This window comes from Streptomyces sp. NPDC127068 (assembly GCF_042724695.1).
In the GTDB taxonomy this organism is placed as follows: Bacteria; Actinomycetota; Actinomycetes; order Streptomycetales; family Streptomycetaceae; genus Streptomyces.
In genome coordinates, this window is record NZ_JBHXEN010000034.1 from 1 (window position 1) to 24,003 (window position 24,003).

20 protein-coding genes are annotated in these 24,003 nt (G+C 73.3%); 7 read left to right on the plus strand and 13 right to left on the minus strand.

Going from position 1 to position 24,003, the window contains the following annotated elements; genetic code table 11:
• Positions 1-69 precede the first annotated feature (69 nt).
• Complete coding sequence (locus tag ACFWIA_RS21550) at positions 70-621, minus strand: hypothetical protein (RefSeq protein ID WP_387007481.1); 552 nt, start codon at positions 619-621, stop codon at positions 70-72.
• Between the two features lie 336 nt (positions 622-957).
• Here ACFWIA_RS21550 and ACFWIA_RS21555 point away from each other — a divergent pair, with 336 nt between their 5' ends.
• Positions 958-1,623: a class F sortase gene (locus ACFWIA_RS21555; protein ID WP_387007483.1), complete on the plus strand. Its 666-nt coding sequence runs from the start codon at positions 958-960 to the stop codon at positions 1,621-1,623.
• Positions 1,624-1,689: 66 nt separating this feature from the next.
• Here the strand turns inward: ACFWIA_RS21555 and ACFWIA_RS21560 are convergent, their stop codons facing one another.
• Both ACFWIA_RS21560 and ACFWIA_RS21565 read right to left on the minus strand, forming a co-directional pair.
• Positions 1,690-2,562: a polysaccharide deacetylase family protein gene (locus ACFWIA_RS21560; protein ID WP_387007485.1), complete on the minus strand. Its 873-nt coding sequence runs from the start codon at positions 2,560-2,562 to the stop codon at positions 1,690-1,692.
• A 207-nt stretch (positions 2,563-2,769) separates the two neighbouring features.
• Positions 2,770-4,026, minus strand: coding sequence for a CapA family protein (locus ACFWIA_RS21565; protein WP_387007486.1), 1,257 nt, complete (start codon positions 4,024-4,026; stop codon positions 2,770-2,772).
• Positions 4,027-4,381: 355 nt separating this feature from the next.
• Here ACFWIA_RS21565 and ACFWIA_RS21570 point away from each other — a divergent pair, with 355 nt between their 5' ends.
• From ACFWIA_RS21570 to ACFWIA_RS21585, 4 genes are all read left to right on the plus strand, one after another.
• Entirely contained in the window at positions 4,382-4,828 is a 447-nt protein-coding gene (locus tag ACFWIA_RS21570) for an SRPBCC domain-containing protein (RefSeq protein ID WP_387007488.1), read from the plus strand.
• Positions 4,825-5,217 carry an ArsR/SmtB family transcription factor gene (locus ACFWIA_RS21575; RefSeq protein WP_387007490.1) on the plus strand — a complete coding sequence of 131 codons (393 nt, stop codon included), beginning with the start codon at positions 4,825-4,827 and terminating at the stop codon, positions 5,215-5,217. Before ACFWIA_RS21570 ends, ACFWIA_RS21575 begins: the two co-directional genes overlap by 4 nt.
• Before the next feature lie 622 nt (positions 5,218-5,839).
• Positions 5,840-6,298 carry a hypothetical protein gene (locus ACFWIA_RS21580; RefSeq protein ID WP_387007604.1) on the plus strand — a complete coding sequence of 153 codons (459 nt, stop codon included), beginning with the start codon at positions 5,840-5,842 and terminating at the stop codon, positions 6,296-6,298.
• Positions 6,299-6,417: 119 nt separating this feature from the next.
• Positions 6,418-7,098 (plus strand): hypothetical protein, encoded by a 681-nt coding sequence (locus ACFWIA_RS21585; protein ID WP_387007492.1) that lies wholly within the window; start codon positions 6,418-6,420, stop codon positions 7,096-7,098.
• A gap of 7 nt (positions 7,099-7,105) precedes the next feature.
• On the opposite strand, the gene ACFWIA_RS21590 is transcribed toward ACFWIA_RS21585, so the two are convergent.
• From ACFWIA_RS21590 to ACFWIA_RS21605, 4 genes are all read right to left on the minus strand, one after another.
• Positions 7,106-7,750 carry a response regulator gene (locus tag ACFWIA_RS21590; RefSeq protein ID WP_387007606.1) on the minus strand — a complete coding sequence of 215 codons (645 nt, stop codon included), beginning with the start codon at positions 7,748-7,750 and terminating at the stop codon, positions 7,106-7,108.
• Positions 7,751-7,809: 59 nt separating this feature from the next.
• Positions 7,810-9,018 (minus strand): sensor histidine kinase, encoded by a 1,209-nt coding sequence (locus tag ACFWIA_RS21595; RefSeq protein ID WP_387007494.1) that lies wholly within the window; start codon positions 9,016-9,018, stop codon positions 7,810-7,812.
• Between the two features lie 102 nt (positions 9,019-9,120).
• Positions 9,121-9,984, minus strand: coding sequence for an Fpg/Nei family DNA glycosylase (locus tag ACFWIA_RS21600; protein ID WP_387007496.1), 864 nt, complete (start codon positions 9,982-9,984; stop codon positions 9,121-9,123).
• 115 nt (positions 9,985-10,099) lie between these two features.
• Positions 10,100-12,178 (minus strand): SpoIIE family protein phosphatase, encoded by a 2,079-nt coding sequence (locus tag ACFWIA_RS21605; protein WP_387007498.1) that lies wholly within the window; start codon positions 12,176-12,178, stop codon positions 10,100-10,102.
• 98 nt (positions 12,179-12,276) lie between these two features.
• On the opposite strand from ACFWIA_RS21605, the gene ACFWIA_RS21610 reads away from it, so the two are divergent.
• Positions 12,277-13,695, plus strand: coding sequence for a lipase maturation factor family protein (locus ACFWIA_RS21610; protein ID WP_387007500.1), 1,419 nt, complete (start codon positions 12,277-12,279; stop codon positions 13,693-13,695).
• A gap of 90 nt (positions 13,696-13,785) precedes the next feature.
• Here ACFWIA_RS21610 and ACFWIA_RS21615 read toward each other — a convergent pair whose 3' ends face one another.
• The 4 genes from ACFWIA_RS21615 to ACFWIA_RS21630 form a co-directional block, all read right to left on the minus strand.
• A complete protein-coding gene (locus ACFWIA_RS21615; protein ID WP_387007502.1) occupies positions 13,786-13,959 on the minus strand; it encodes a hypothetical protein in 174 nt (57 codons plus the stop codon).
• A 467-nt stretch (positions 13,960-14,426) separates the two neighbouring features.
• Positions 14,427-15,890: an SDR family NAD(P)-dependent oxidoreductase gene (locus ACFWIA_RS21620; RefSeq protein WP_387007503.1), complete on the minus strand. Its 1,464-nt coding sequence runs from the start codon at positions 15,888-15,890 to the stop codon at positions 14,427-14,429.
• Positions 15,891-16,053: 163 nt separating this feature from the next.
• Positions 16,054-17,376 carry a wax ester/triacylglycerol synthase family O-acyltransferase gene (locus ACFWIA_RS21625; RefSeq protein ID WP_387007505.1) on the minus strand — a complete coding sequence of 441 codons (1,323 nt, stop codon included), beginning with the start codon at positions 17,374-17,376 and terminating at the stop codon, positions 16,054-16,056.
• A gap of 134 nt (positions 17,377-17,510) precedes the next feature.
• The gene (locus tag ACFWIA_RS21630; RefSeq protein WP_387007507.1) at positions 17,511-19,880 is read right to left on the minus strand and encodes a GH92 family glycosyl hydrolase; all 2,370 of its coding nucleotides are present in this window, start codon (positions 19,878-19,880) and stop codon (positions 17,511-17,513) included.
• Positions 19,881-20,335: 455 nt separating this feature from the next.
• Here ACFWIA_RS21630 and ACFWIA_RS21635 point away from each other — a divergent pair, with 455 nt between their 5' ends.
• Positions 20,336-21,472 carry a DMT family transporter gene (locus tag ACFWIA_RS21635; RefSeq protein ID WP_387007509.1) on the plus strand — a complete coding sequence of 379 codons (1,137 nt, stop codon included), beginning with the start codon at positions 20,336-20,338 and terminating at the stop codon, positions 21,470-21,472.
• Positions 21,473-21,518: 46 nt separating this feature from the next.
• On the opposite strand, the gene ACFWIA_RS21640 is transcribed toward ACFWIA_RS21635, so the two are convergent.
• Both ACFWIA_RS21640 and ACFWIA_RS21645 read right to left on the minus strand, forming a co-directional pair.
• The gene (locus ACFWIA_RS21640; protein ID WP_387007511.1) at positions 21,519-22,856 is read right to left on the minus strand and encodes a transglycosylase family protein; all 1,338 of its coding nucleotides are present in this window, start codon (positions 22,854-22,856) and stop codon (positions 21,519-21,521) included.
• A gap of 149 nt (positions 22,857-23,005) precedes the next feature.
• Complete coding sequence (locus tag ACFWIA_RS21645; protein WP_387007513.1) at positions 23,006-23,980, minus strand: acetylxylan esterase; 975 nt, start codon at positions 23,978-23,980, stop codon at positions 23,006-23,008.
• Positions 23,981-24,003 lie beyond the last annotated feature (23 nt).

Genomic DNA, 24,003 nt, shown 5'->3' on the forward strand with positions numbered 1-24,003 from the left:
CCCCGGACCGGTCGAGTCCGGGGAGAAGGGCCGTCCCCTGCGCGTGCCGAGGGGCGGGCGGACCGCCGGTCAGGTGCGGTTCTCCGCGCGGCGGCGCATCCAGAAGAGTCCGCCGCCGATGGCCGCCGCCGCGACGAGACCGCCGCCGATCGCCATGTCGGTGCGGGTGGCGCCGCTCTCGCTGCTGCCGCCGAGGCCGCCGCGCACCCCGCCGATGACGGTGAAGGCGTGGTGCCGGGTGTGCCGGCGACCGTCGCACTCGGCCGTGATCTCGTGGGAACCCGACGAGGCGAAGCGGTGGACGGTGACGGTGGCGGTGGCGGTGCCCCGTCCGTCCCGGTCGTCGCGGCCGAGGCCGGTCAACCGGGTGCGTTCGAAGGCGGGTGACTCGACGAAGCCGTTGCCGCAGGAGCGTCCGTCGACCGTGACCGTGAGGCGTCCGCCCCCCGAGATCACGCTCGGGTGGGCGGTGATGTTACCGATCTGATCGCTGTTGCCGTTGTTGTTGCCGTTGTTGTTGCCGTTGTTGTTCTGGTCGTTCCCGGCGGTCGCGGTGGGGGCGGTGACCCCGACGGCGGCCACCAAGGCGGCCGAGACCACCAGGGCTCGGAGACTACGCATGAACATCCTCCGCGGCAGGCGCCCCGGGGTACGGTTCCCGGTCGGTCGGCGAGAGCGCCTCCGTGACCGACCCTCAGGGGGCGGGCGCGGGCCCGCATGTCGACGCTCGCCCGTCCCGGTGAGCGCACGTCCCCGACCACCCCGCGCGTTGCGCCATCACCGCAGGTCACGGACTGTCAGAAATTTCCGCACGGGGCCGACCCGGATGGCGCACGGCGGCGCGGGGGCACCACCCGTTCGCACCTGTCGCGTCGCCGCCCGCGCGCACCGCGCTTAGCTTGCTCGTACGCACCGACGACACGGCCGGCCGGGGGTCGCGTCGAGAGGGGATGGACCATGTCAGCGTCCCAGCCGTTCGAGGCCGAGCGGCCGAAGAAGCGTGCACCGTGGGGGGTGATAGCGCTCGTGCTGTTGACCGGTCTCGCCCTGATACGGAACGGGTCGGGCGAGTTCGACACGGGTCCCCCGCAGCCGGCTCCCGTGGCGGCGACGGACCGCCGCGGGCCGGCCCCCGCCCCGGTGGACGGCGAGGAGTTGGACGCGCTGCCGTTCGCCCGCGCGGAGCGGGTGACCATCCCGGCGATCCGGGTGGACGCGCCGATGATGCCGGTGGCGCTGGACTCCCAGGGCTGGGTGGACGCGCCGCCCCCGGAGGACCCCAACCTGGCGGGCTGGTTCTCGGGCGCGGTGTCCCCCGGTGAGAAGGGCACGGCGGTCGTGGTCGGCCATGTGGACAACACCCGGGGACCTGCCGTCTTCTACGGGCTCGGAGCGCTCGACAAGGGGAACAAGGTGGAGATCCACCGGGCCGACGGCAAGACCGCGGTGTTCGAGATCTACGGGATCGAGGTCTTCCAGAAGGAGAACTTCCCCGGCGACGAGGTGTACGGGGACACCGGGTACCCCGAGGTCCGGGTGATCACCTGCGGTGGCGGATTCTCCCAGCAGGGCGGCTACGACGGGAACGTGGTGGTGTTCGCCCGCATGATCGACGTCCGCTGAGCGGGCCGCCCCGAACGGCCGGGGGCGGGAACTGCGGCCCGCTCCCGCCCCTCGCCGGCCGGCGCCTCACACCGCCGTGCGGTCCGGCAGCACCATCTCGTACCCCTCGGCCAGGAGTTCGGGGAGCCAGGTGCGCAGGGCCCGAACCGTCTGGGAGCGGTCGCCGCCGGCGTCGTGGGAGAGGACCACCGCCCCGGGACCCGCGCCCTGGCGGACCGACCGGGTGATGGCGGCGGTTCCGGGCGTGTCCCAGTCGAGGGTGTCGATGTTCCAGGCGAGGGGTTCCATCCCGAGTTCGGCACCGATCTGGAACACCGAGTGGTTCCACGCGCCGTACGGTGCGCGGAACCACTCGGGGGCCGTGCCGACGGTGCGCTCGACGATCTCGCTGGTGCGCCGCATCTCGGAGCGGATCGCGCTCCGGGAGAGCGAGGGCAACAGCGGGTGGCTCCAGGTGTGGTTGCCGACCAGGTGCCCTTCGTCGACCATGCGTCGGGTCAGGCCCTTGTTCCACAGGACCTGTTCGCCGCAGACGAAGAAGACGGCGGGCACGCGGTGTTCGCGCAGCACCCGCAGGATGTCGGGGGTGTAGGCGGGGTCCGGCCCGTCGTCGAAGGTGAGGACCATGGTGCGGCGCCCACCGCTGTCGATCTGCAGGATCGGGGCGCGACGCACTGCGGGTTTGACGACCACCCGGGTCCGGGCCGGGGGTCCGTAGCCGGTGAGCGGCTGGAGCCGGTAGGCCGAGGGCTTCAAGGGGGCGATGGCCGGGGCTCCGGGGGCCGGGGCTCTCGTGGCGGTCGCGGCGGCCCCGGGGGCCGCCCGGCCGGAGGTGCGCGCCGGGTCGGTCGCGAAGCAACCCGCACTGGCAGCCACGCCGAGGGCCGCGGCACCGCGGAGCAGTGCCCGACGCATGGGTGTCGTCCGATCGTCTTTCATGACTAATCCGTCGCACGGCTCACCCGTCGGATGGTTCACCGTTTCCGGAGCGCCGTCCGAATGCACCCGATGGGAGCAAGGGCCGTTCGGCCGGAACCGGAGGCAGTCTGCCATGCTCCGGTGGGCACGGCGTGCGGGGACGCGCCGGGCCGCGGCCACCGATCCCCATGGCGCGCCGGAGCACTTCGGGCGCCGCCGGAGCCCGCCTCAACGTGCCATGGTCAGACCGTCCTTGGCGGCGCCCCGACTGAGCACGGTCTCGCGTACCCGCTCGCGCACCTCGGCCGGTTCCGTGCCGTCGGCGGCCCGGGAGGTGGTCAGGTCCACCACGCGGCCCCGTCCGGTGTCGAACCACTGGGGCAGGAACTCGGCCTTGTCGACCTCCCACCGGGTGCCGGGGCGGACGGGCGGCCGGAAGGTGAAGCGGGCGATGCTGCCCTCGTTGCCGCGGGCGTCCCACTCGCCGTCGTAGTTCATCATGTCGCCCGCGATCTGGTCGCCCATGCCGTAGACGATCCAGGTCCCGTTGACCTTCTCGTACGCCTGGGGGACGTGGGCGTGGGTGCCGATGATGAGGTCGATGTCGGGCCGGTCGCCGGTGCGCAGCGCGGTGAGCTGCTCCCCCACGGCGAGTTGGTCCTCGTCGGGTTCCTCCTGCCATTCGGTGCCCCAGTGCAGGGAGACGACGACCACGTCGGCGCCGGCGGCCCGGGCGGCCCGCGCGTCCCGGGTGATCAGTTCGGGCTCCATCGGGTTGACGGCCCACTGCATGTCCTCGGGCAGGGGGTTGACGTTGGTGCCGAAGGTGTAGGCGAGGTGGGCGACCTTCGCGGTGCCCCCGGTCAGCCAGGCGGGGGTGCGCGCCTCGCGCTCGGTCCGGGCCGATCCGGCGTGTTCGACGCCGGCGCGGTCGAGGGCGTCGAGGGTGCGGGTGACTCCTTCGACACCGTCGTCCAGGGTGTGGTTGGAGGCGGTGGAGCAGGAGTCGTAGCCGGTGGCGCGGAGTCCGGCGGCGACCTCGGGCGGGGACTTGAAGGCGGGGTAGCCGGTGTAGTCGCCGTCCGCTCCGTAGATCGTCTCCATGTGGCAGATGGCCACGTCGGCGCCGGAGATCACCGGCCGGACCCCGGCGAGCATGGGGGCGAAGTCGTATCCCTCGCCGACCGCGTCGGCCCTGGCCCTGCGGATGATCGAGTCGTGCGGGAGGACGTCCCCGGTGGCGACCAGGGTGAAGCCGCGTTCGCCGCGGGGGCTCGCGCTGGCCTCGGGCGCGGCCGGGTGCGCGGTGCCGCCGGTGGCCGGGGTCGCGGACGAGGCGGCCGGGGTGCGGCTCGCCGCGGTGCGGTCCTCCGCCGGGTCTGCGCAGGCCGCGGCGGTGGCGCCGAGCAGGAGGGCGGTGCAGGCCGCGAGGGCGTGCCGGGTCCTGGCGGGAGGGAGGGGACGCGGAGGGTGGTGCGAGGTCATGGAACCGGTTTCCCGTCGCTGCGCGTGTCTGCCGAGCCGCGGGGCGGGGAGGCGGGTGCGTGGATCACGGTCCGGGCTCCACACGCTCGACATTCTTCGTATGTGCGGACGATATGACTTCATAAGCAATGAAAGCGGGCATCAACTCACCGCGCCGCCCGGTCACCCGATGGGACGCGCGAAGCGCCCCCCCTCCCAGGGGAGCCACCCACCCGCCACACCCCCAAGCCCCACACGGCCACAGGCGGACCCGTCCCCGCTCACGAACCGATCGAGGTGCAACTTCCAGGTTGCGCCCAATAGGTCAATGTGCAACTCTGAAGTTGCACTAATGCCGACCATGAAGGAGTCCCTCATGAGCCAGGACCGGATCGAACGCGAAACCCTGATCGAGGCACCCCTGGAGCGGGTCTGGTCGCTGGTGGCCGAGCCCGGTTTCTGGGTGGCCGACAAGGCGAGCCTGCCCGGCACCGTGGCCAGGGAAGGCGAGGAGGTGCTGACGAAGAACCCGGAGTACGGCGACTTCCCGGTGCGCGTGGAGAAGGTCGAGCCGCCGACCTACCTGGCCTACCGCTGGGCCAGCGCGTTCCCCGGGGCAGAACTGCGCGAGGACAACAGCACCCTCGTGGAGTTCACGCTGACACCCGAGGGCGACAAGACGCGGCTGCGCGTGGTCGAGAGCGGGTTCGCGGCACTGGCCGGGTCCGAGGAACTGCGCGGCCGGGCGGTCAGCGACAACAGCGTCGGCTGGCCCCAGGAACTCGACGCGCTCAAGACGCGCGCCGAACAGCCCGCCGCGTGACCGACGGACCCCGCGGCGCCGTCGAGGCGGTCGACACCGTCCTCACCGCTCTGGCCGACCCCACGCGGCGCCGACTGCTCGAACTGCTCGCCGCCGAGGGCGAGGCCACCGCGACGACGCTCGCCGGACACCTTCCCGTGTCACGCCAGGCCGTGGTCAAACACCTCGCGGTCCTGGACACCGCCGGACTGGTGAGGGGTGGCCGCATCGGGCGCGAGGTGCGCTACACGGTGCGACCCGCGGCGCTCGACGCGACGGCGCAGTGGATGGCCTCGCTCGCCGCCGACTGGGACCGGCGGCTGGCGCGCATCAAGCAGGTCGCCGAGGCGGCGGAGCGGGAGTCGCGAGCCGATCGGGACGGTCGCGACGGGTCACACCCACCGAGGTGACCCTTCCGTCCACCGCGCGGCCCCGCTCCTCGCGGGGCCGCGCGGTCGCCACGGCACACCGAAAGGCGTCCATGTGACGCATCTCACGTTTCACGCACCACCCTCTCGGTGCGTGACGATGGTTCGCGCTTCAACCCCCGCACGTGCCGGTAACGCGACGCTCCGTAGCGGAATGGGTCGTTCCCGTGCGTCGGATGCGACGGGAAGGCCCATCTGCGCCCTCCGGGACGGTTGCGGGCAGCTGAAAGGGCCTCTGAAGGCCCCGCCCCGGCAGCAGTTGACCGGGCCCGGTGACGTCCGCCGGCCCAGGAGGTTCACGCTTCACCATCACATTCCGCCACCGACGGCCGTAATGTGAGGGCTCGGCCGACCGGACGTCGGGGCTCCCCGCCCCGTGCGTCACACCTGTGGCCTGCCGCCCGGGGACGGGTGAACCCCGGCAGGCCACCCGCGAAAGCACAGAGTCAACGTGAGTGAAGCCGGACCCGACAGCGTGTCTCGCGGTGCGGGCCCCTCGCCGGAATCGGCGCGGGGTCCGTGAGCTCGCCGAGGTCCAAGAAAAGGTGGAACGGTGCTGCCCGACAAGACGAACGGCACGAGTGGCGACGAACTCGTGATCCCCATGGCCTGGTTGTACGCCGAGTACATCGCCGACGAAGTGCTCCGCACCGGCGACCTCGTCCCGGCCAGCACGTTGGAGTTCCGAGCCGGACGCCAGACGCTCGCCCTCACCGCCTACCTCTCGGACCTCAACGACGAACTGTCGGGCATCCGCGTCGTCTCGCAGTTCGACGAATGGCTCTCGCTGACTGCCTACGGCCACCCCTGGCAGGAGTGGGTGCGCGAACGTCTGGCGAGCCTCGCCGCCGAGGAACGCGCACGACGCCGCACCAACCCCGACCTCCGTCTCGCCGAGGCCGCCTGGCGTTGGCTGGAGCACACCGAACTCCTCGCCCCGGACCTCGACACGGGGCTGGCCTGGCGACGGAGCGAACTGTCGGTCGACGAGAGCGATCAGGTCTGGACCCCCGCCTGGCAACTCGGTGTCCCCCTCGGCCATCTGGCCATCCACCTGTTCTGACCACGCGTCCGACCCGCCGTGCGTGCGCCCCTCGGCACACGAACGGCGCGGCTCCTTGAGCGAACGCGGCGGCCGTTCCGTATCCGAGGACGGCCCCGCCTTCGATCCCGAGGACCCCCATGAGCCCGCAGCAGCGGCACCGGGACGTCGCCGCCTACGCGCTCGACGCCCTGGAACCCGCAGACGCCCTCCACGTCGAGGACCACCTCGCCCACTGCATCCCCTGCACGCTGCTGCTCGGCGACTTCGCCCGCCTGGCCGCGCTGCTGGCGCCCTACGCAGGGCCGCGCCCCCGCGCGCAGCCGCCGCTGGAACGCCCCACGGGCGCCCTGCTCGTCCGGCTCCTGGACGAGGTGGCCGCCCTGCGCGGCCGGGCCCGGGGCCGACGGCTACGGCTGGCGTCGATCGTCGCGGCACTGATCGTCACGGCACCCGTGGGGGCGTACGCGCTCACCGAGCCGGCCCGGCGCACCCCGGCACCCGCAGCGCCGGTGGCCCGGACCTGGCAGGCCAGCCACCCGACGACCGGGGTGCGGGCCCGGCTGACGCTCGTCGACCGGGCCTGGGGCACCGAGGTGGCGCTGGCCCCGGCGCGGGTGCCCGGGCCGGCCGCCTGCGAACTCGTCGCCGTGGGCCGGGACGGCACCACTCAGACCGTGCTGACCTGGACGGTCCCCCACCACGGCAGGTCGGCCGCCGACCTCCGGGGCGGCACCGGGCTGCACCGTGCGGACATCGCACGGTTCGAGATCCGCGACGGGGACGGGACACGACTGGTGACCGTGACCCGTGCGGGGTGAGCGGCCCTCACCGGGACGGTGACACCAGACCGTACTCGTACGCCATGATGACGAGCTGCACCCGGTCACGCGCGCCCAACTTGGTGAACAGCCGGCCCACGTGGGCCTTGGCGGTGGCGGGACTGATCACCAGCCGGTCGGCGATCTCGTGGTTGGACAGGCCGCCACCGACCAGGGTGAGCACCTCCCGTTCCCGCTCGGTGATCCCACGGGCCGCCGGAAGGGGCGGTGCCGGCTCGGGGCGCGCCGCGAACTCCTCGATGAGACGGCGGGTGACCCGGGGCGCGAGCAGCGCCTCGCCGCCCGCCACCACGCGGATGGCCGTCAGGATCTCGTCCAGGTCCATGTCCTTGACGAGGAATCCGCTCGCCCCGGCGCGCAGGGCGCCGTACACGTAGGCGTCGTCGTCGAAGGTGGTGAGGATCAGGACCCGGGCGGCGCCGGGTCCGCGGATGATCGCACCGGTGGCTTCGATGCCGTCCATGCCGGGCATCCTGATGTCCATCACGATCACGTCCGGACGCAGGTCGGCGGCGAGTCGGACGGCGTCCGCGCCGCAGGCCGCCTCCCCCACGACCGTCAGTCCGGCGCTGTCCGCGATGAGCACCCGCAACCCGGCGCGCACCAGGGGCTGGTCGTCCACGAGGAGCACCGTGACGTCCGGCGCCGGCCACTCCGCTTCCGTGCGGGGCGGCCCCTCTCCGGAGCCGATCACCGGACGCCCACGGGTACGGGCAGCCAGGCCGTCACCCGGAAGCCGCCGCCGGGGCGGGGTCCGGCCGTGCACCTGCCGCGCAGCAGGGTCGCGCGCTCCCGCATGCCGGTGAGGCCGTAACCCCTGCCCGGCTCTCCGGCGGTGCCCCGGCCGTCGTCGGTGACCGTGACGGTCAGTGCCCCGTCGCCGTAGTCGACGGACACCCGGCACTCGGGCACGGCCGCGTGCCGGATCACGTTGGTGAGCGCTTCCTGGACGATGCGGAAGGCCGCCAGTTCCACATCGGCGGACAACGGGCGCTGTTCACCGGAGTGCACGAGGTCGACCCGCACTCCGGCGTCCTGTGCGTGGGCGACCAGTCGGTCGAGGTCCGCGAGGGTGGGCGCGGGTGCCCGTGGTGGTCCCTCGGGGTCGGCCTGGCGGAGCGCCCCGAGCATGTGCCGCAGACCGGCGAGGGTCTCGCGGCTGGTCGATTCGATGGCGGTCAGCGCGTCCCTGGCGTCGGTGGGGCGGCTGTCGATGACCCGGCGGCCCACCCCGGCCTGGATGGCGATGGCGCCGATGCTGTGGGCGACCATGTCGTGGAGTTCCCGGGCGATGCGCAACCGTTCGGCGCTGACCGCGAGTTCCGCGGTGCGGCTCCGGTCCGACTCGGCGTGCCGGCGGCGCTCGTGGACCAGGTGGCCGACCGTGCACGCGACGGTGAGCGCGAGCGCCAGGAACGCGAGGGTGGAGACGTAGGCGTCGGAGCCGGAGCGGTAGTACGAGGCGCCGACGGCCTGCGCGGCGAAGGTGGGCCCGGCGGTCAGCAGCATGCGGAGCACTCCGGGGCGGGTGGCCACGATCCAGGCGACGACGAGGTCCGCCAGCAGTGCCTGGAGGTAGCCGAGTTGCCACACCGGCGTCGGCGCCCAGGCCCAAGCCGTCATCGCCGTCGCCGCCCGGGAAGCCGCCGTCGTGGTCGCGAGGAACGAGGCGGTGAGGACCAGGACCAGCGCGGGCAGCGGCCGGCGCCAGACCAGGGCCGCGGGCAGCACGGCGCACGCGAGCAGCGGCAGCAACCGCAGCCCGGTGGGCTCGGGTTCGCTCACCACGGCGAAGTGCAGCACCACGGGGTAGGCCAGCGCGGCGCACCAGGCCAGGGCTTCCCCGACGGCCGCTGGCGGGCGCCGGGCCCACGGGGCGCGGATCGGGGCGGTGGTCATGGCCCGATCATAGGGACGCCCGTTCACCTGGGCATCCGCCCGGGGGCGTACGCCCCGGGGCCACCCCGAGCAGGGCAGGCCCCGGGGCGCGGCTCGGTGGGACTACTTGAGGAAGCGGGACGTCCGACGGTCCGCCAGCGGTTTGCCGCCGGTCTGGCAGGTGGGGCAGTACTGGAGCGAGGAGTCACGGAAGGACACCTCGCGGATGGTGTCGCCGCAGACCGGGCACGGTTCACCCGTCCTGCCGTGCACCCGCAGTCCGCTCTTCTTCTCGGCCTTCAGGTGTCCCGCCGCCACCCCGCGGGACCGCTCGACCGCTTCGCTCAACGTGCTGCGCACCGCGGCGTACAGCAGCGCGGTCTCCTCGTCGGTGAGCGAGGCGGCGAGCTTGTACGGGGACATCTTCGCCACGTGCAGGATCTCGTCGCTGTAGGCGTTGCCGATGCCGGCGATCAGGCTCTGGTCGCGCAGGGCGCCCTTGAGCTGGCGTCGCTCCCCGGCGAGCAGCGCGGCGAAGGCCGGCTCGTCGAAGAAGTCGGCGAGCGGGTCGGGGCCGAGCCGGGCGATGCCGGGGACCTGCTCCGGGTCGTCCACCACGTGGACGGCGAGCCGTTTCTGGGTGCCGGCCTCGGTGAGGTCGAAGCCCTGGCCGGTCTCCAGGGCGACGCGCAGGGCGAGGGGGCCCTTGCCCGGCCGGGGCGGTCCGTCGGGGAGCCGGTCGCGCCAGTGCAGCCAGCCCGCGCGGGCGAGGTGCGTCACCAGGTGGGGGCCGCCCTCGGTGGCGAGGTCCAGGAACTTGCCGTGCCGCCGCACCGCGTGCACGGTGCGTCCTTCCAGCGCGGAGAGCGGCGGGTCGTAGGTCTTCAGGACGTGCACGGCGACGGGGAGGACGCGGACGATCTCGTGGCCGACCAGGTTGTCGGTGAGGAAGTCCCTGAGGGCTTCGACCTCTGGCAGCTCGGGCATGGCTTCAGCGTCACACGCGGGGCGGTGGCTCGCCCGTCCGAGGCGGCACGGCGGAGCGGCGGCGCCGGGCCGGTCGAGCACCGGGTCAGCCGGGCACCGGGCACCGGGCACCGGGTCAGTCGGGCGCCGGGCGGGGGGCGACGGCGAACTCGGTCCACACGCACTTGCCGGTGCCGCGGGACTCCACGCCCCAGGTGTCGGCGAGTCGGTCGACCAGCAGCAGCCCGCGGCCGGAGACCCCCTCGTCCCCGGCCTCCCGGCGTCGGGGCAGCGCGCTGGAGGGGTCCTCGACCTCGACCCGGAAGCGGCGCTGCGCGTCAGCGAGCACACGGAGGGTGACGATCGCGGGGCCTTCGGTGTGGATCAGCGCATTGGTGATCATCTCGTCGGCGACGAGTTCGATGTCGTCGGCCCGGTTCCCCGCGCCCCACGCACCGACTGCGGACCGGATCATCCGGCGCGCCCCGCGCAGCCCCTCGGGGTCCCCCGGCTGCACCCGCTGCTGGAGGCGGCCAGCGGACTGCGGGGCGCCGACCCCGAGGCGGCGCAGCAGCAACAGCGCCACGTCGTCGTCGCCGCCGCGTTCGTGGGCGGTGCCGCAGAGCCGGTCGGCGAGCCGCTGGATGTCCCGGGGGCCCTCCTCCACCAGGGCGGTCAGGGCCATCAGGCCGTCGTCCAGGTCGGTGCCGGGGGTTTCCACCAGGCCGTCGGTGCACAGGACGAGGGTCTGGCCCGGGTCGAGTTCCGCGGTGGTGACCGGGTAGTCGAGGCGCCCGAACTCGGCGGAGAGTCCCAGCGGCAGCCCGCCCTCGACGGGCAGCCGTCGGCAGGTGCCGTCGGTGTGCCTGATCAGCGGGTCGAGGTGGCCGGCGCGCACCAGCCGCACCACCCCGGTGGACAGGTCGACCTCGGCGTACAGGCAGGTGGCGAAGCGCTCGGTGTCGAGTTCGTCGAGGAAGGCGGAGGCGCGGGCCATGACGGTGGCCGGGGTGTGTCCCTCGGCCGCGTAGGCGCGCAGCACGATCCGCAGTTGGCCCATGACGGCCGCCGCGTGCGTGTCGTGTCCCTGGACGTCCCCGATGACGGCGCCGACCCGGCCGCCGGGCAGCGGGATCACGTCGTACCAGTCGCCGCCGACGTCCCGGCCCAGGGAGGCGGAACGGTAGCGCACGGCGACGTCGGCGCCGGGCACGGCCGGGATGGTCCGCGGCAGCATCGCGCGCTGGAGGCCGGTCGCGAGGTCCTTCTCCTGTTCGTAGAACATCGCCCGGCGCAGGCCCTGGGCGATGCTGCTGCCGAGGGCGACCAGCACGTCCCGTTCCTCCTCGGAGAAGCCGTACCGGTCGTGGTAGAGCAGTCCGAGTGCGCCGATCGGCCTGGCCTGCGCGATCAGCGGCAGATAGGCGGCCGAGGTGATCTCCAGGTCGGTGAGGTGCGGCCACAGGACGGGGTACGACTCGGCGAACTCCTCCGGCGACTCGATGAAGCGCGGGGCGAGGGTGCGCACGACCTCGCTCATCGGGTAGGGCTCGTCGACGCGGGTGACCCGGGTGCCGGGCACGAAGCTCCCGGCGGGGCCCTCGGCGACCAGCCGGATGCGGCCGGCCTCGACCAGCCCGAGGACCAGGCTGGTGGCGCCGAGGTGGGTGAGGCCCCGGGAGTCCTTGAGGGCGTCGATGACGTCTTGGACGGTACGGGCGTGGGCGAGGGCGTCGGTCGCGAGCTGCACGACGCTGGCGCCGCGACCGGGGCGGGCGGTCGGTCGGGGGGTGCGGGTGGGGCCGTCGCTGAGCTCCAGGGTGGCGTCCCGGACGATGCCGACGATCCGGCGGGGCCGTCCGGTGCCGTCCCGCCGGATGTGGGCCTGGATGTGGGTCCAGCGCAGGGTGTCGTCGCGGTGGCGGACCCGGAAGTAGCCGGCGTAGCCGTCGCTGCCCTTCTTCATGGCCTGGGCGCCCCGGGAGTCCAGTCGTTGCGCGTCGACCGGGGGCACCCGCGCGGACAGCGTTCCGGGACGACCGTCGAACTCGTCGGGGTCCTGGGCGAAGAGTACGCAGGCCGCCGGGTCGAGGTGCATCCGTCCGGTGTCGAGGTCCCAGTCGAAGCTGCCCATGCGGTTGGACGACAGGATCGCTGCCGGCTCGGCGGGCCAGTCGTCCGGGAGTGACGGGTCTCTCGCTCCCCGCTCAACCATGGGCCCACCTTGCCACCACTTGTCCGGATGTTCGACTTGTCGGGGGATTCTCCGTGCTCCACCGGCCCGCCGGGAGTGACGGACTCCACAATGGAGGGGTGCAGTGGTTCACGGAACCCGACTACGGGCTGGCCCGGCTGGTCTTCCAGCGCATGCTGGCCGTGGTGTACCTGTTCGCCTTCCTCGGTGCGGCCCGTCAGTTCCGTGCGCTGCTCGGCGACCGGGGGATGCTCCCGGTGCGTCGGTACGTGGCGCGGACCCCGGCGCGGCGGGCCCCGAGCGTGTTCCAGCTGTACTACTCGGACCGGTTCTACGCGCTGTGGGCGTGGGCCGGCTGCGCGGTGTCCCTGGCGCTGGTGGCGGGGGTGGACGGGCTGCTGCCGTTGTGGGCGGCGATGCTGCTGTGGGCGGTGCCCTGGGTGATGTACCTGTCGGTGGTGAACGTCGGGCAGACCTGGTACGGGTTCGGCTGGGAGTCGTTGCTGCTGGAGACGGGGTTCCTCGCGGTGTTCCTGGGCAACGACGAGGTGGCGCCCCCGGTCCTCGTGCTGTTCCTGCTGCGCTGGGTGCTGTTCCGGGTGGAGTTCGGTGCGGGGCTGATCAAGCTGCGGGGCGACGCGTGCTGGCGGCGGCTGACCTGTCTGTTCCACCACCACGAGACGCAGCCGATGCCGGGCCCGCTGAGCTGGTTCTTCCACCGGCTGCCCCGACCGTTGCACCGGGTGGAGGCGGCGGCGAACCATCTGACGCAGCTCGTGGTGCCGGTGTTCCTGTTCGCCCCGCAGCCGGTGGCGGGCTGGGCGGCGGTCGCGATGGTCGTCTCCCAGCTGTGGCTGGTCCTCTCGGGGAACTTCGCCTGGCTCAACTGGCTGACGATCGCGCTGGCGGTCTCGGTACTGGACCCCTCGGCGCTGTCGGTGCCCACGACGGCCCCCGCCGCGGCGAGCGGCCCGCTCTGGTACGTGGTCGTGGTGTGCGCCGTGACGGCCCTGGTCCTGGTGCGCAGCTACCGTCCGGTGCGCAACCTGGTGTCCCGGCGGCAGGTCATGAACCGCTCGTTCGACCCGTTGCACCTGGTCAACAGCTACGGTGCGTTCGGCAGCGTGAGCCGGGTGCGGTACGAGATCGTCATCGAGGGCTCCCCCGATCCGGTGCCCCGGGCGGACGGCACCTGGCTGGCGTACGAGTTCCGGGGCAAGCCGGGGGACGTTCGGCGCTGGCCCCGCCAGTTCGCTCCGTACCACCTGCGGCTGGACTGGCTGATGTGGTTCGCCGCCCTCTCCCCCGCGTACGCCCACCCGTGGTTCGGCGCCCTGGTGGAACGGCTGTTGACGGGCGACCCGGACACCCTGCGGCTGCTGCGGCACTCCCCGTTCCCGCCGGACGCCCCGCCGCGCCACGTCCGGGCCCGGCTGTTCCGCTACGCGTTCGCTTCGGGCCGGGAGCTGCGGGAGACGGGGGCCTGCTGGACCCGCAGTTACGTCAGGGACTTCCTGCCGCCGACCCGCGCGGCCTGACCCGGGGGCGGCCGTCCGACGGCGGTCTGCGCCGTCGGACGGTCCCGGCAGTGAGGTGCCCGGCTCCGGTGCGGTTGCCGCGGGTGCGCGTCAGTCGACGCTGGGCAGGATGTGCGGCTCGGCGAGGTCGTCCTCGTACCCGGCGAGCCTGATCGGCGCCGAACGGGACCACACCTCCAGGCTGCCGAGCGTGTCGGGCCCTCGGCGGGGGGCCCGCTCAGCGGGTTCCGGGGGTTGGTCGCTGGTGGTCTTCTCTGGTGTCACCGCGCACTCCTTCTGTGTCGGGTCACCCTCCGGGTCGGCTGGCTCCACGCTGTCAGCGGGCGCCCGGCGGCCGGTCGGGCATGGCTTGAGGCAGTTCGGACGCGGTGGCGCCGGCAACTCGCTGAGGAGCGGACCGTGTGAGTGGTTCGCCCCGGGACGGACCATGGGTACGGGTACGAACCCCTTGGTGCTGTCCGTCCGCTACAGCCTAACCATCTGAGCGGGCAGCTGCTCTATAGGGCCGGTAACAAATAGGGGCGTCTCAGGGGGGTGTGGACGTCATCCGGCCATGATCCGCGGGCGGGCGGCCGACCTTCGCCCACCAGCGGCGACGCCGCCCTCCCGCACCACGGGTCGACGAACAGCTGCCCGCACCCCAGGGGGGTGCGGGCAGCTGGGCCGTCCGGGTGAGACGGGGTGTGTGGTGCGGCGACCGGGACCGGAGGGTCAGGAGTGCCGCGGCGCGCTCACCACTTGCCCGGCGCGTAGTCCTTCATGAAGACCCCGTACAGGTCCTCGCCCGCCTCGCCGCGCACGATGGGGTCGTACACCCGTGCCGCGCCGTCCACGAGGTCCAGGGGCGCGTGGAACCCGGCTTCGGCGAGCCGGACCTTGTCCGGGTGCGGACGCTCGTCGGTGATCCAGCCGGTGTCGACGGCCGTCATCAGGATGCGGTCCTGCTCGAACATCTCCTCGGCGCTGGTGCGGGTGAGCATGTTGAGCGCGGCCTTGGCCATGTTGGTGTGCGGGTGCCCGGCGCCCTTGTAGCCGCGGTTGAAGACGCCCTCCATCGCCGACACGTTGACGATGTAGGCACGACGCGCGCCACCCGCCACGGCTGCGGTCATCGCCGAGCGCAACCTGCTGATCAGGATGAACGGCGCGGTGGAGTTGCAGAGTTGGACCTCCAGCAGCTCCACGGGGTCCACCTCGTCGACGGTCTGCACCCAGCTGTTGCTGGCGTGCAGGTCGGGGACGAGCCCGCCCGCGTCGATCGCGGTCCCCGCGGCGATGCGCTCCAGGGACGCCGAGCCGGAGACCAGGGCCAGCTCGGTGACGTCCTGCGCGGACAGCCCGCCTTCACGGGCGGCGGGCAGCGCGGCCACGGCTCCCGACCCGAACCCGCCGATGATCTCGGCGGCGGGCAGTTCGCCCGCCGGCAGCGGCGCCGACTCGGCGGCGAGCAGTTCGCCGTAGGCGCGCGGGGAGCGGCGGACCGTCTGGGCGGCGTTGTTGACCAGGATGTCGAGGGGGCCCGCTGCGCTCACCGAGTCGGCGAGGGCCACCACCTGGGCGGGGTCGCGCAGGTCGATGCCGACGATCTTGAGTCGGTGCATCCAGTCGTCGCTGTCGGGCATGGCCTTGAAGCGGCGGATCGCGTCGTTGGGGAACCGGGTGGTGACGGTGGTGTGGGCACCGTCCCGGAGCAACCGCAGGGCGATGTACATGCCGATCTTGGCGCGTCCGCCGGTGAGCAGGGCCCGCTTGCCGGTCAGATCGGTGCCCGCGTCGCGCTTGGCCCGGTTGGTGGCGGCGCAGTCGCGGCAGAGCTGGTGGTAGAACGCGTCGACCTCGACGTAGCGGGCCTTGCAGGTGTAGCAGGACCGGGGGCGCTGGAGTATCCCGGCGAGCTCGCCGGAGGCGCTGCCGGAGGGCAGGATGCCCTGGGTCTCGTCGTCGATGCGCTCGGCGGAGCCCGTGGCGGTGGCCTCGGTGACCGTCTTGTCGTGGGCGGTCTTCGCGGCCCTGCGCTCCTGGCGGCGGCGCTGCTTCACGGTGCGGTAGATGCCGGCGGTGGCCCGGCGCACGGTGATCGCGTCGGGGTGGTCGACGTCCAACTCGTCGAGCTCTTCGAGCACGCTCAGGCACACGGCGAGCCGTTCCGGGTCGATGCCCGGACCGTAGATGGGGAGGTCCTCTGTCGCCGTCATGCCGTTCCTCGTGCCGCTCGTGCCGCCCCGGCCCGGGGGTCCGCCGGGCCGGGGTGGGTGGTTGTCCGAAAGCGGAACTTTACGGGAGGGGCCCGCCCGCACGCCAAACCGTGGCCCCGTGCTCGGGGCCGGAGCGGGGCCCGAGCAGGGCCGGAGCGACCGCTCAGACCGCGGTGGCCTCGCGCAGGGCCGAGAGTTCGGCGCCGAAGGCGGCGGCGAGGACGTCCAGGTCGGTGACGGCGAGGGCGTCGGCGACGAGCCCGATGTGCACCCCGCCCCGGTAGGTGGAGACGGCGACCGCGACGGACTGGCCGTGGGCGAGGGGGGCGAGCGGGTAGACCTCCGTGAGGGGGCAGCCTCCGAGGCGGAGGCCGAGGCTGGGCAGCGGCACGCTGGTGACGAGGATGTCGAAGAGGAGCCGGGCGGCCTGCGCGACGACGGGCCCGCTGACCCGGTGGCCGAGTGCGGGCAGGTGGTCGGCCAGTAGCGCCACGGCTCCGGCTCCCCGCTGGGGGCCCGCCTCCTTGTTGCGGTCCATGGCGGTGCGCACGGCCCGCAACCGGGCCAGCGGGTCGCCTTCGTCGACCGGCAGCCGCAGCAGGTAGCCGGAGAGTCGGTTGCCGTGGGGGTGCCCGGTGCGGGAGCGGCGCCGCGAGACGGGGACCAGCGCCCGTGGCCGTACCCGGTCGTCGCCGTCGCCACGGCCGTCGAGCCAGCGCCGCAGGGCCCCTGCGACGAGGGCGAGCACCACGTCGTTGACGGTGCCGCCGGAGGTCTTGCGGATGCGGTGGACGTCGTCGAGGTCGAGGAGCACCCCGGCCGTCCGGCGGGTTCCGGTGGGGCGGGAGGTGAGCGCGGGAGAGGAGCGCACGTCCCAGGTGGCACGGGCGACGGCGGCGCCGATGTCCAGGGCGCGGGTCAGCTCGGCGGCGGCGCCCCGCAGGCGCTCGGCCAGCGGTGTCGCTCCGGCCGCGGGCGCGCGGCGCGGTCCGGGACCGGTGGCCCGGGGCGGGCGTTCCTCGGTGGCGGTGGGGTCCATCATCCCGGCGGCGAGGGTCAGGGCGCGCATCCCGTCGGCGAGTGCGTGGTGGAACTTGAAGAGCACGGCGAAGGAGGAGTCGTCCTCGGCGGCGGGGAGGACCAGGGCCTCCCACGGCGGCTTCGTCCGGTCGAGGGGCCGGCCCATGGCGTGTCCGGCGGCCGGGTGGAAGTCGGACACGGGGTCGGCGAGGCGGACGTGTTCCGCCGGGTCGAAGCGGGCGGACGGTTCCCGTGCGGCTCCGCCGAGGGGAACGGTCACGTCCCGGATCCGCATCCGCAGTCCGGGGACGGCCGCGGCGCGGGTGGCGAGCAGTTCCGCCGCGTGCCGGGCGGCGCCGGGGGCGCCCTCCGTGAAGACGCCGAGGGCGCCCATGTGCATGGGGTGCCGGGCCGACTCCATGTTCCAGAAGGCCAGGTCGAGGGGTGCCAACGGGTCGGTGCCCATGCTCTGCTCTCGCGTGGGAGACGGGAGTACGCAGTCAATCGCCGCGGTCCACCCCGGTCAAGCACGGTCACCCCGTACACGGGCGGCAGCGCGGGAAGTCCCCCCGTCCGGGAGGCGACGGCCCGCCAGCCGGCTCAGCGGCGGGCGTCGCCCGGGTCCAGCGGCGGCGGCGCGGCGTCCTTCCCGGTGCCCCAGGTGGAGGGCGCGTCGCCGACCGTGAACGACAGGTCGCGCGCTCCGCGGAGGGTGTCGGTGGTCAGATGGGTGTGCGGGTGGGGCGTGCCGTCCAGCGTGGCCGCGCGGATGTATCGCCGGTCGGGGGTGACGCCGGGCGCCCGGATGCGGAAGCCGCCCTTCGGGTAGTGGCGGCGGTCGAGGGTGAGGTCGACGCGCGGGAACAGCGGGGTGGACAGGCCCCACACGTCGGTGCCCGGGCGCACCGGGTAGATGCCGAGGGCGGACAGGACGTGCCAGGCGGACATCGTACCGAGGTCGTCGTTGCCGGTCATTCCGGTGGGCTCGTCGGTGAACAGGGTGAGTGCCGCGTGCACCACGTCGGTGGTCTGCCAGGGCCGACCGGTGGCGAGGTAGGTGTAGGGGGCAATGAGGTCGGGTTCGTTCTGCGGGTTGTAGCGGTCGGCGTGGTAGTAGGCGTACGGCCCGTTGACCCACACCTCGCGGGCGGTGCGGGCGGGGTCGGCGAGCAGTTGGTCGTAGGCGAAGAAGGTGTCGAGGCGGGCGTTGGTCCGGTCGCGCCCGCCGAGGAGGTCGATCAGGCCGGGCAGGTCCTGCGGGACGAGCCACTGGTACTGCCAGGAGGTGCCTTCGTGGAAGCCGACGCTGTGGGCCGGGTCGGCGGGTCCGGTGAAGGCTCCGGCGCCGTCGCGGGCGCGGAAGAAGCCGGTGGCGGGGTCGAGCAGGGTGCGGTAGGCGCGGGAGCGGGCGGCGTAGCGGCGGGCGTCCTCGTGGTGGCCGAGGTCGCGGGCCATCTCGGCGAGGGCGGCGTCGGCGAGGGCGTACTCCAGGGTGGCGGAGGCGCCGTGGTCGAAGTCCGAGTCACCGGGCTTGGCGTGCGGGCGGCCGTGCAGGTAGGGGGCGTACCCGTGTTCCAGGTAGGCGGCGTTGGCCTCCCTGCCGACCGCCGGGGAGTCGGCGGGCGGTACGCCGTCGGCGTTGCGTTTCAACGCCCGGTACGTCTCCTCCTCGTGGCCCCCCAGGAGGCCCTGTTGGTAGGCGTTGGTGAGGAACGGGGTGACCGGGTCGCCGGTCATGATGTTCGTCTCGACCGTTCCGTAGCCCCATTTGGGCAGCCATCCGCTGTCCTTGCCGATCTGGAGGACCGAGCGGGCCATGTCCCGTGACTCGCGGGGCGCGAGGAGGGCGAGGAGCTGCGCCTGGGTGCGGTAGGTGTCCCACAGGGACCAGTTCTGGTAGTAGGTGAAGCCCTTCGCCCGGTGGACCCGTTGGTCCCAGCCGCGGTAGCGGCCGTCGGTGTCGCTGCCGAGGTTCGGCGCCAGGAAGGACCGGTAGAGCGAGGAGTAGAACGTCCGGCGCGCCTCGGGGTCGCCGCCGTGGACGCGCACGTCGTCGAGGCGGTCCTCCCAGGCGGCGCGCGCGGCGCGGCGCACGCGGTCGAAGGAACGGCCGCCCTCGGCGCGCAGGTTGCGGGCGGCTCCCGGGGCGTCCACGTAGGACAGGGCGGTGGTGGCCTCGACGGTGCGGTCGCCCCGGGTGTCGAAGCGGAGCCAGGCACCGCTGCGACCGGTGGTGGCGGTCGCGGTGGTCGTGCCGTCGGTGACGGTGCCGCCGCGCCAGGTGCCGTGGGCGGTGAAGGGGCGGTCGAAGCGGGTGAGGGTGTGGACCGTGTACGGCTCGGTGGCCTGGCAGAAGCCGCTGCCCGTGATGCTGGTGCGGACGGTGCGGTCGTCCAGGATCGCGACCTCGCTGGCACGGTTGCGGTGCAGTGCCTGACCGGCGTTGAGCAGGACGTTGGCCTTGGCCGTGGCGGGGAAGGTGTAGCGCTGGACGCCGGTGCGGGCGGTGGCGGTGAGTTCGGCGCGGATGCCGCTGCCGAGGTCGGCCCGGTAGTAGCCGGGAGTGGCGCGCTCGTCGGCGTGGTCGAAGGGGACGGCGTACTTGGCGTTGTCCGTCTCGGTGACGTCTCCGGTGGTCGGCAGGACCGGCAGGTCGCCCCCGATGCGGCAACCCACTCCGGACAGGTGCACGGTGGAGAAGCCGCGGATGTGGGTGTCGGCGTGGTCGTAGCCGGTGTTGTGGCCGGTGTCGGGGGAGAGTTGGACCATGCCGAAGGGCACGGCGGCGCCGGGGTAGGTGTTGCCCTCGTTGGTGGTGCCGATGAACGGGTTCACCAGGTCGGTCGGGTGCTGCGCGGGCGGGGCCGGCGCCGCGGTGGTGGGCGGGGCGGCGAACCCGCCGGCGATCAGGGCGAGTGCCGTCACCGCGACCGCGCAGCGCGGAAGGTGCGGACGCCGGGTCCGTGCCATGGGGGGAGACCTCCGGGAGGGGTGGTGTCGCCGCTGTCGCCGTGCGGGGTGCGGAGGCGGCGGGCGGACCTCGTGCGTACGGCGGTGCCCGGGGCCGGGGTGGTGGACGGCGGGTCAGCGGGGGCTCATTCTTGGCAGCGGGAACGGGGTGGTCAAGGCGCCGTGCGGATGGGCACGTCCTGTCCCCCGTACGGCCGTTGCCCTTCGGGCCTCGGTGCCCGCGGGCCGTCCCCCGTGGGGAGGACGGCCGGGGGCTGACCCGCGTCCACCCTGGGGACGACTACGGGCGGAGTTCCCTAAGGGGACTACTCCATCGGCAGTAGGACGGATTGCGTGCTCAGGTACGACGACGTGACGACCGATGAGCGGGATGCTGGAACCATGACATCCCACCCACCGCCGCGCCGGGCGCGCCGCACCCCGCGTAGGGCCCTCCGTACTGCCGGGAGACGCGCATGAGCGGCTTCGTCCTCGCGGTGGTGCTCTGCCTCGTGTCTGCGGTGGCGTACGCGGGTGGGGCGATCGTCCAGGAGCGGGTGGCGGCGCACGCCCCGGACCGTGTCCTCGCGGCGCTGCGGCGTCCCGCGTGGTGGGGCGCGGTCGGGCTCAACGGCGTCGGAGCGGTGCTCCACGTGATCGCGCTCGCTTACGGACCGCTCAGTCTGGTGCAGCCGTTGGGCGCCCTGACCATCGTGTTCGCGCTGCCGATGGCGGCCTACTTCGTGCGCCGCACGGCGGGGGCGGCGGCCTGGCGCGGGGCGCTGATGGCGACGATCGGACTGGCCGGTCTGTTGTCGCTGATGGGCGCCGCCGACGACCAGTCCATGGACGGTCAAGAACGCGTGGTGCTGGCGCTGGTGACCACGGGCGTGCTGGTGACCCTGACGGTGGCGGGTCGGGCGGCGCACCGGCATCCGGCGGTGCGCAGCGTGTTGCTGGCCGGTGGCGCCGGTGTGGCGTTCGGGATCGGATCGGTGTTCACCAAGGCCGTCGCCGTGGACTGGGCGGACCGTTCGCCCTCGATGGACGTCATGAGCCTCGTGGTGATCGCGGTGATGGCGACGGCGGGCATGTTCCTGTCCCAGTCGTCGTACCGGGGTGCGGGGCTGGCGGCGCCGTTGTCGACCGTCACGGTGGTGAATCCGGTGGTGGCCACCGCGGTGGGGCTGACGCTGTTCGGCGAGACGTTCCGCTACGGGGCGACGGGGACCCTGCTCGCCCTCGGCTGCGGTGTGGTCGCGGCGGGCGGTCTGATCCTGTTGACGACCGAACGCATCGGACGCGAGCAGCAGGCGGGCACCGCGGTGTCCGTGGACGAGGAGTCGGACGCCAGGGGCACCGGGGCGGGCGACCGGTCGGACGACGAGGTGAGCGAGACGGACGTGCTGCCGGGCGGGGCGGTCCCGGGGCCGCTGACGATTCCCTCCGGGGTGTCGGGCGTGCCCTCGCAGCGCATGGGTGTGGCAGGGCACCGCGAGCCGGAGCTGCCGGGCGAGTTGCGCAGGACGCGCGAGTCGGGGGCGGGGCCGCGTTCGGTGCGGGACCACCCGGAGTACCGCATCCACCTGCTGCGGGACCGGGTGGGAACGTAGGTCCGGGGTCGGCCCCGGCGGCGGGTGCCGCCGGGGCCGGTCGCTGTCAGATGCGGACGCCGCCCGCGCGCAGGTAGGCCACCGGGTCGATGTCCGTGCCGAAGCCGGGGCCCGTGCGGATCTCGAAGTGCAGGTGGGGCCCGGTGCTGTTGCCGGTGTTGCCCGAACGGCCTATGCGCTGCCCGCTCACCACGCTCTGACCGGACCGGACGGAGATCGCGGAGAGGTGGGCGTACTGGCTGTACCGGCCGTCCGTGTGACGCATGATGACCTGGTAGCCGTACGATCCGGCCCACCCGGCGGACACCACCGTGCCGTTGGCCACGGACCTGACCGAGGTCCCGGTGGGCACCGGGAAGTCGATGCCCGTGTGGTAGCCCTTCGACCAGTGCCGGCCGGCCACCCGGTACCCCGTGCCGGTGTCGGCGGCGACCGGGGCGGTGAGTTGGCCGGAGGAGCGGCGGTCGTCACCGCGGGTGGCCGAGGCGGGTTGACGGCGTTCGGGGGTGGCCTTCTTCTTGGGTTTCGCGGTGGCCGAATCTCGACCGCTCTTCTCTGGCGCGGCGGACGGTTTCTTGGCCGCGGGCTTGTCGGCCGCCGGCTTCTTCGCCACTGGTTTCTTCGCGACCGGCTCCTTGGCGACCGGCTTCTTCGCCTGCGGTTCGGCGGCCCGCTTGCGTTCCCGGTCGGCGGACCGGTCGCGCTCCTTGGGGGCGGTGCGCGCCTTGGGGTCCAGGGCGAGCCGCTGACCGGGGATGATCAGGTCGGGGTCGTCGCCTATCGTCGCCCGGTTCCCCTGGTACAGGCGCTGCCAGCCACCGGGGACCCGGCGGTCGGCGGCGATCCCGGAGAGCGAGTCCCCGGTGACGACGGTGTACATCTTCGCCTTGCCCGCGCGGGACTGCGGGGTGGTCTCCGGCTTGGCGTCCCGTGCGTCACCGCGGGCCGACCGGTCGGGCAGCGCCTTCTGCCGCCCGGCCGTGGGGTTGACGTCCGGTGCGTCGCCGCCGCGGGTGAGGCCCGCGCGGACCGAGCAGTTGGGCCAGGCGCCGGGGCCCTGCCCCTTGAGCACCCGCTCGGCGATGGCGATCTGCTGGTGCTTGGTGGCCAGGTCGGCGCGGGGTGCGTAGGCCCGGCCGCCGTACTCCTCCCAGGTGGACTGGGTGAACTGGAGGCCGCCGAAGTAGCCGTTGCCGGTGTTGGTGTTCCAGTCACCGCTGGACTCGCAGGCGGCGACCTTGTTCCAGGTGCTGACGTCCGCCGCGTGGGCGAGGTCGGCACCGATGAGCGGCATGGCGAATCCGGCGCCGCCGACGGTGAGGGTCAGAGAGGTCCGGTTGATCCGCTTCGGCTGGACCCTGCGGTGTCGGCCACGCACGGCCATTTGCGCCCCCTTGTTGTCCTACGGGGTCGGCCCCCGAGGCATCAGGATTCGCCAAACTATGCGCTACCCGACCGGCCGGACAAGAGGGTAATCAGTCGCTCACCGACCGCACGGCCGGCCCCGGTGCGTCCCGGGGCCGGCACGGTCCGCTACCCCTTCAAGTGCTCCGACACCCATCGCAGTTGGACACCCTGCTGATAGGGGCCGCCGCCCTCGTGACCGTTGAAGGAGTACACCTCCATGGAGCGCTCCCTCCCCGCGTAGGCGTTGAACGCGGCGAACACCGTGGACGGCGGGCACACCGTGTCCTCCAGTGCCGTGGAGAAGAGGGCCGGCGCCCGGCCCCGGGCCGCGAAGTGCACCCCGTCGAAGTAGGAAAGGGTGTGGAAGACCTGCTCCTCTCCCCCGCGACGCGCCTTCAGGTACGCGCCGATCTCGCGGTACGGAAGGCGGTCGGTGAGGGTGGCGCCCCTGCGGAAGTGGCACAGGAACGGCACGTCGGGGGCGATGGCCGCCAGGTCCGGCACCAGACCGCCCACGGCGAGCGTGATCCCGCCCCCCTGGCTGCCGCCGAGGGCGGCCACCCGGTCCGCGGCGACCGACGGGTGGCTGCGGACCGCGTCGACGGCCCGGACCGCGTCGGTGAACACCCTGCGGTAGTAGTAGTCCCGGGGGTTCTCGACGCCCCGGGTCATGAATCCGGGGTGCGAGGGCGGGGAGCCGACCGGGTCCGGCGTGTCGCCCTGCCGGTCCCCGTCGCAGCCCTGTCCCCGGGTGTCCATGACGAAGTGGGCGAACCCGGCGGTCGCCCACAGCAGGTGCTCGTGCGGCAGTCCGCGGCCGTCGCCGTAGCCGAGGTACTCCACGACCGCCGGTATCGGCTCGGTCGTGCCGGCGGGCAGCACGAGCCATCCCTTGACGGGGTGTCCGCCGAAGCCCGCGAACGTCACGTCGAAGACCTCGACGCCGACGAGCGCCGCGTCGACCGGCACGAAACGGGCGTCGACGTCGTGCTCACGGGCCTCGCCCAGGGTCTGCTGCCAGAAGGCGTCGAAGTCCTCCGGCTCCGACAGATCGGGGCGATAGGTGCGCAACTCGGGAAGGGGCAGATCGAAATGAGCCACGGATGTTCCTTTTCGTACAGGTT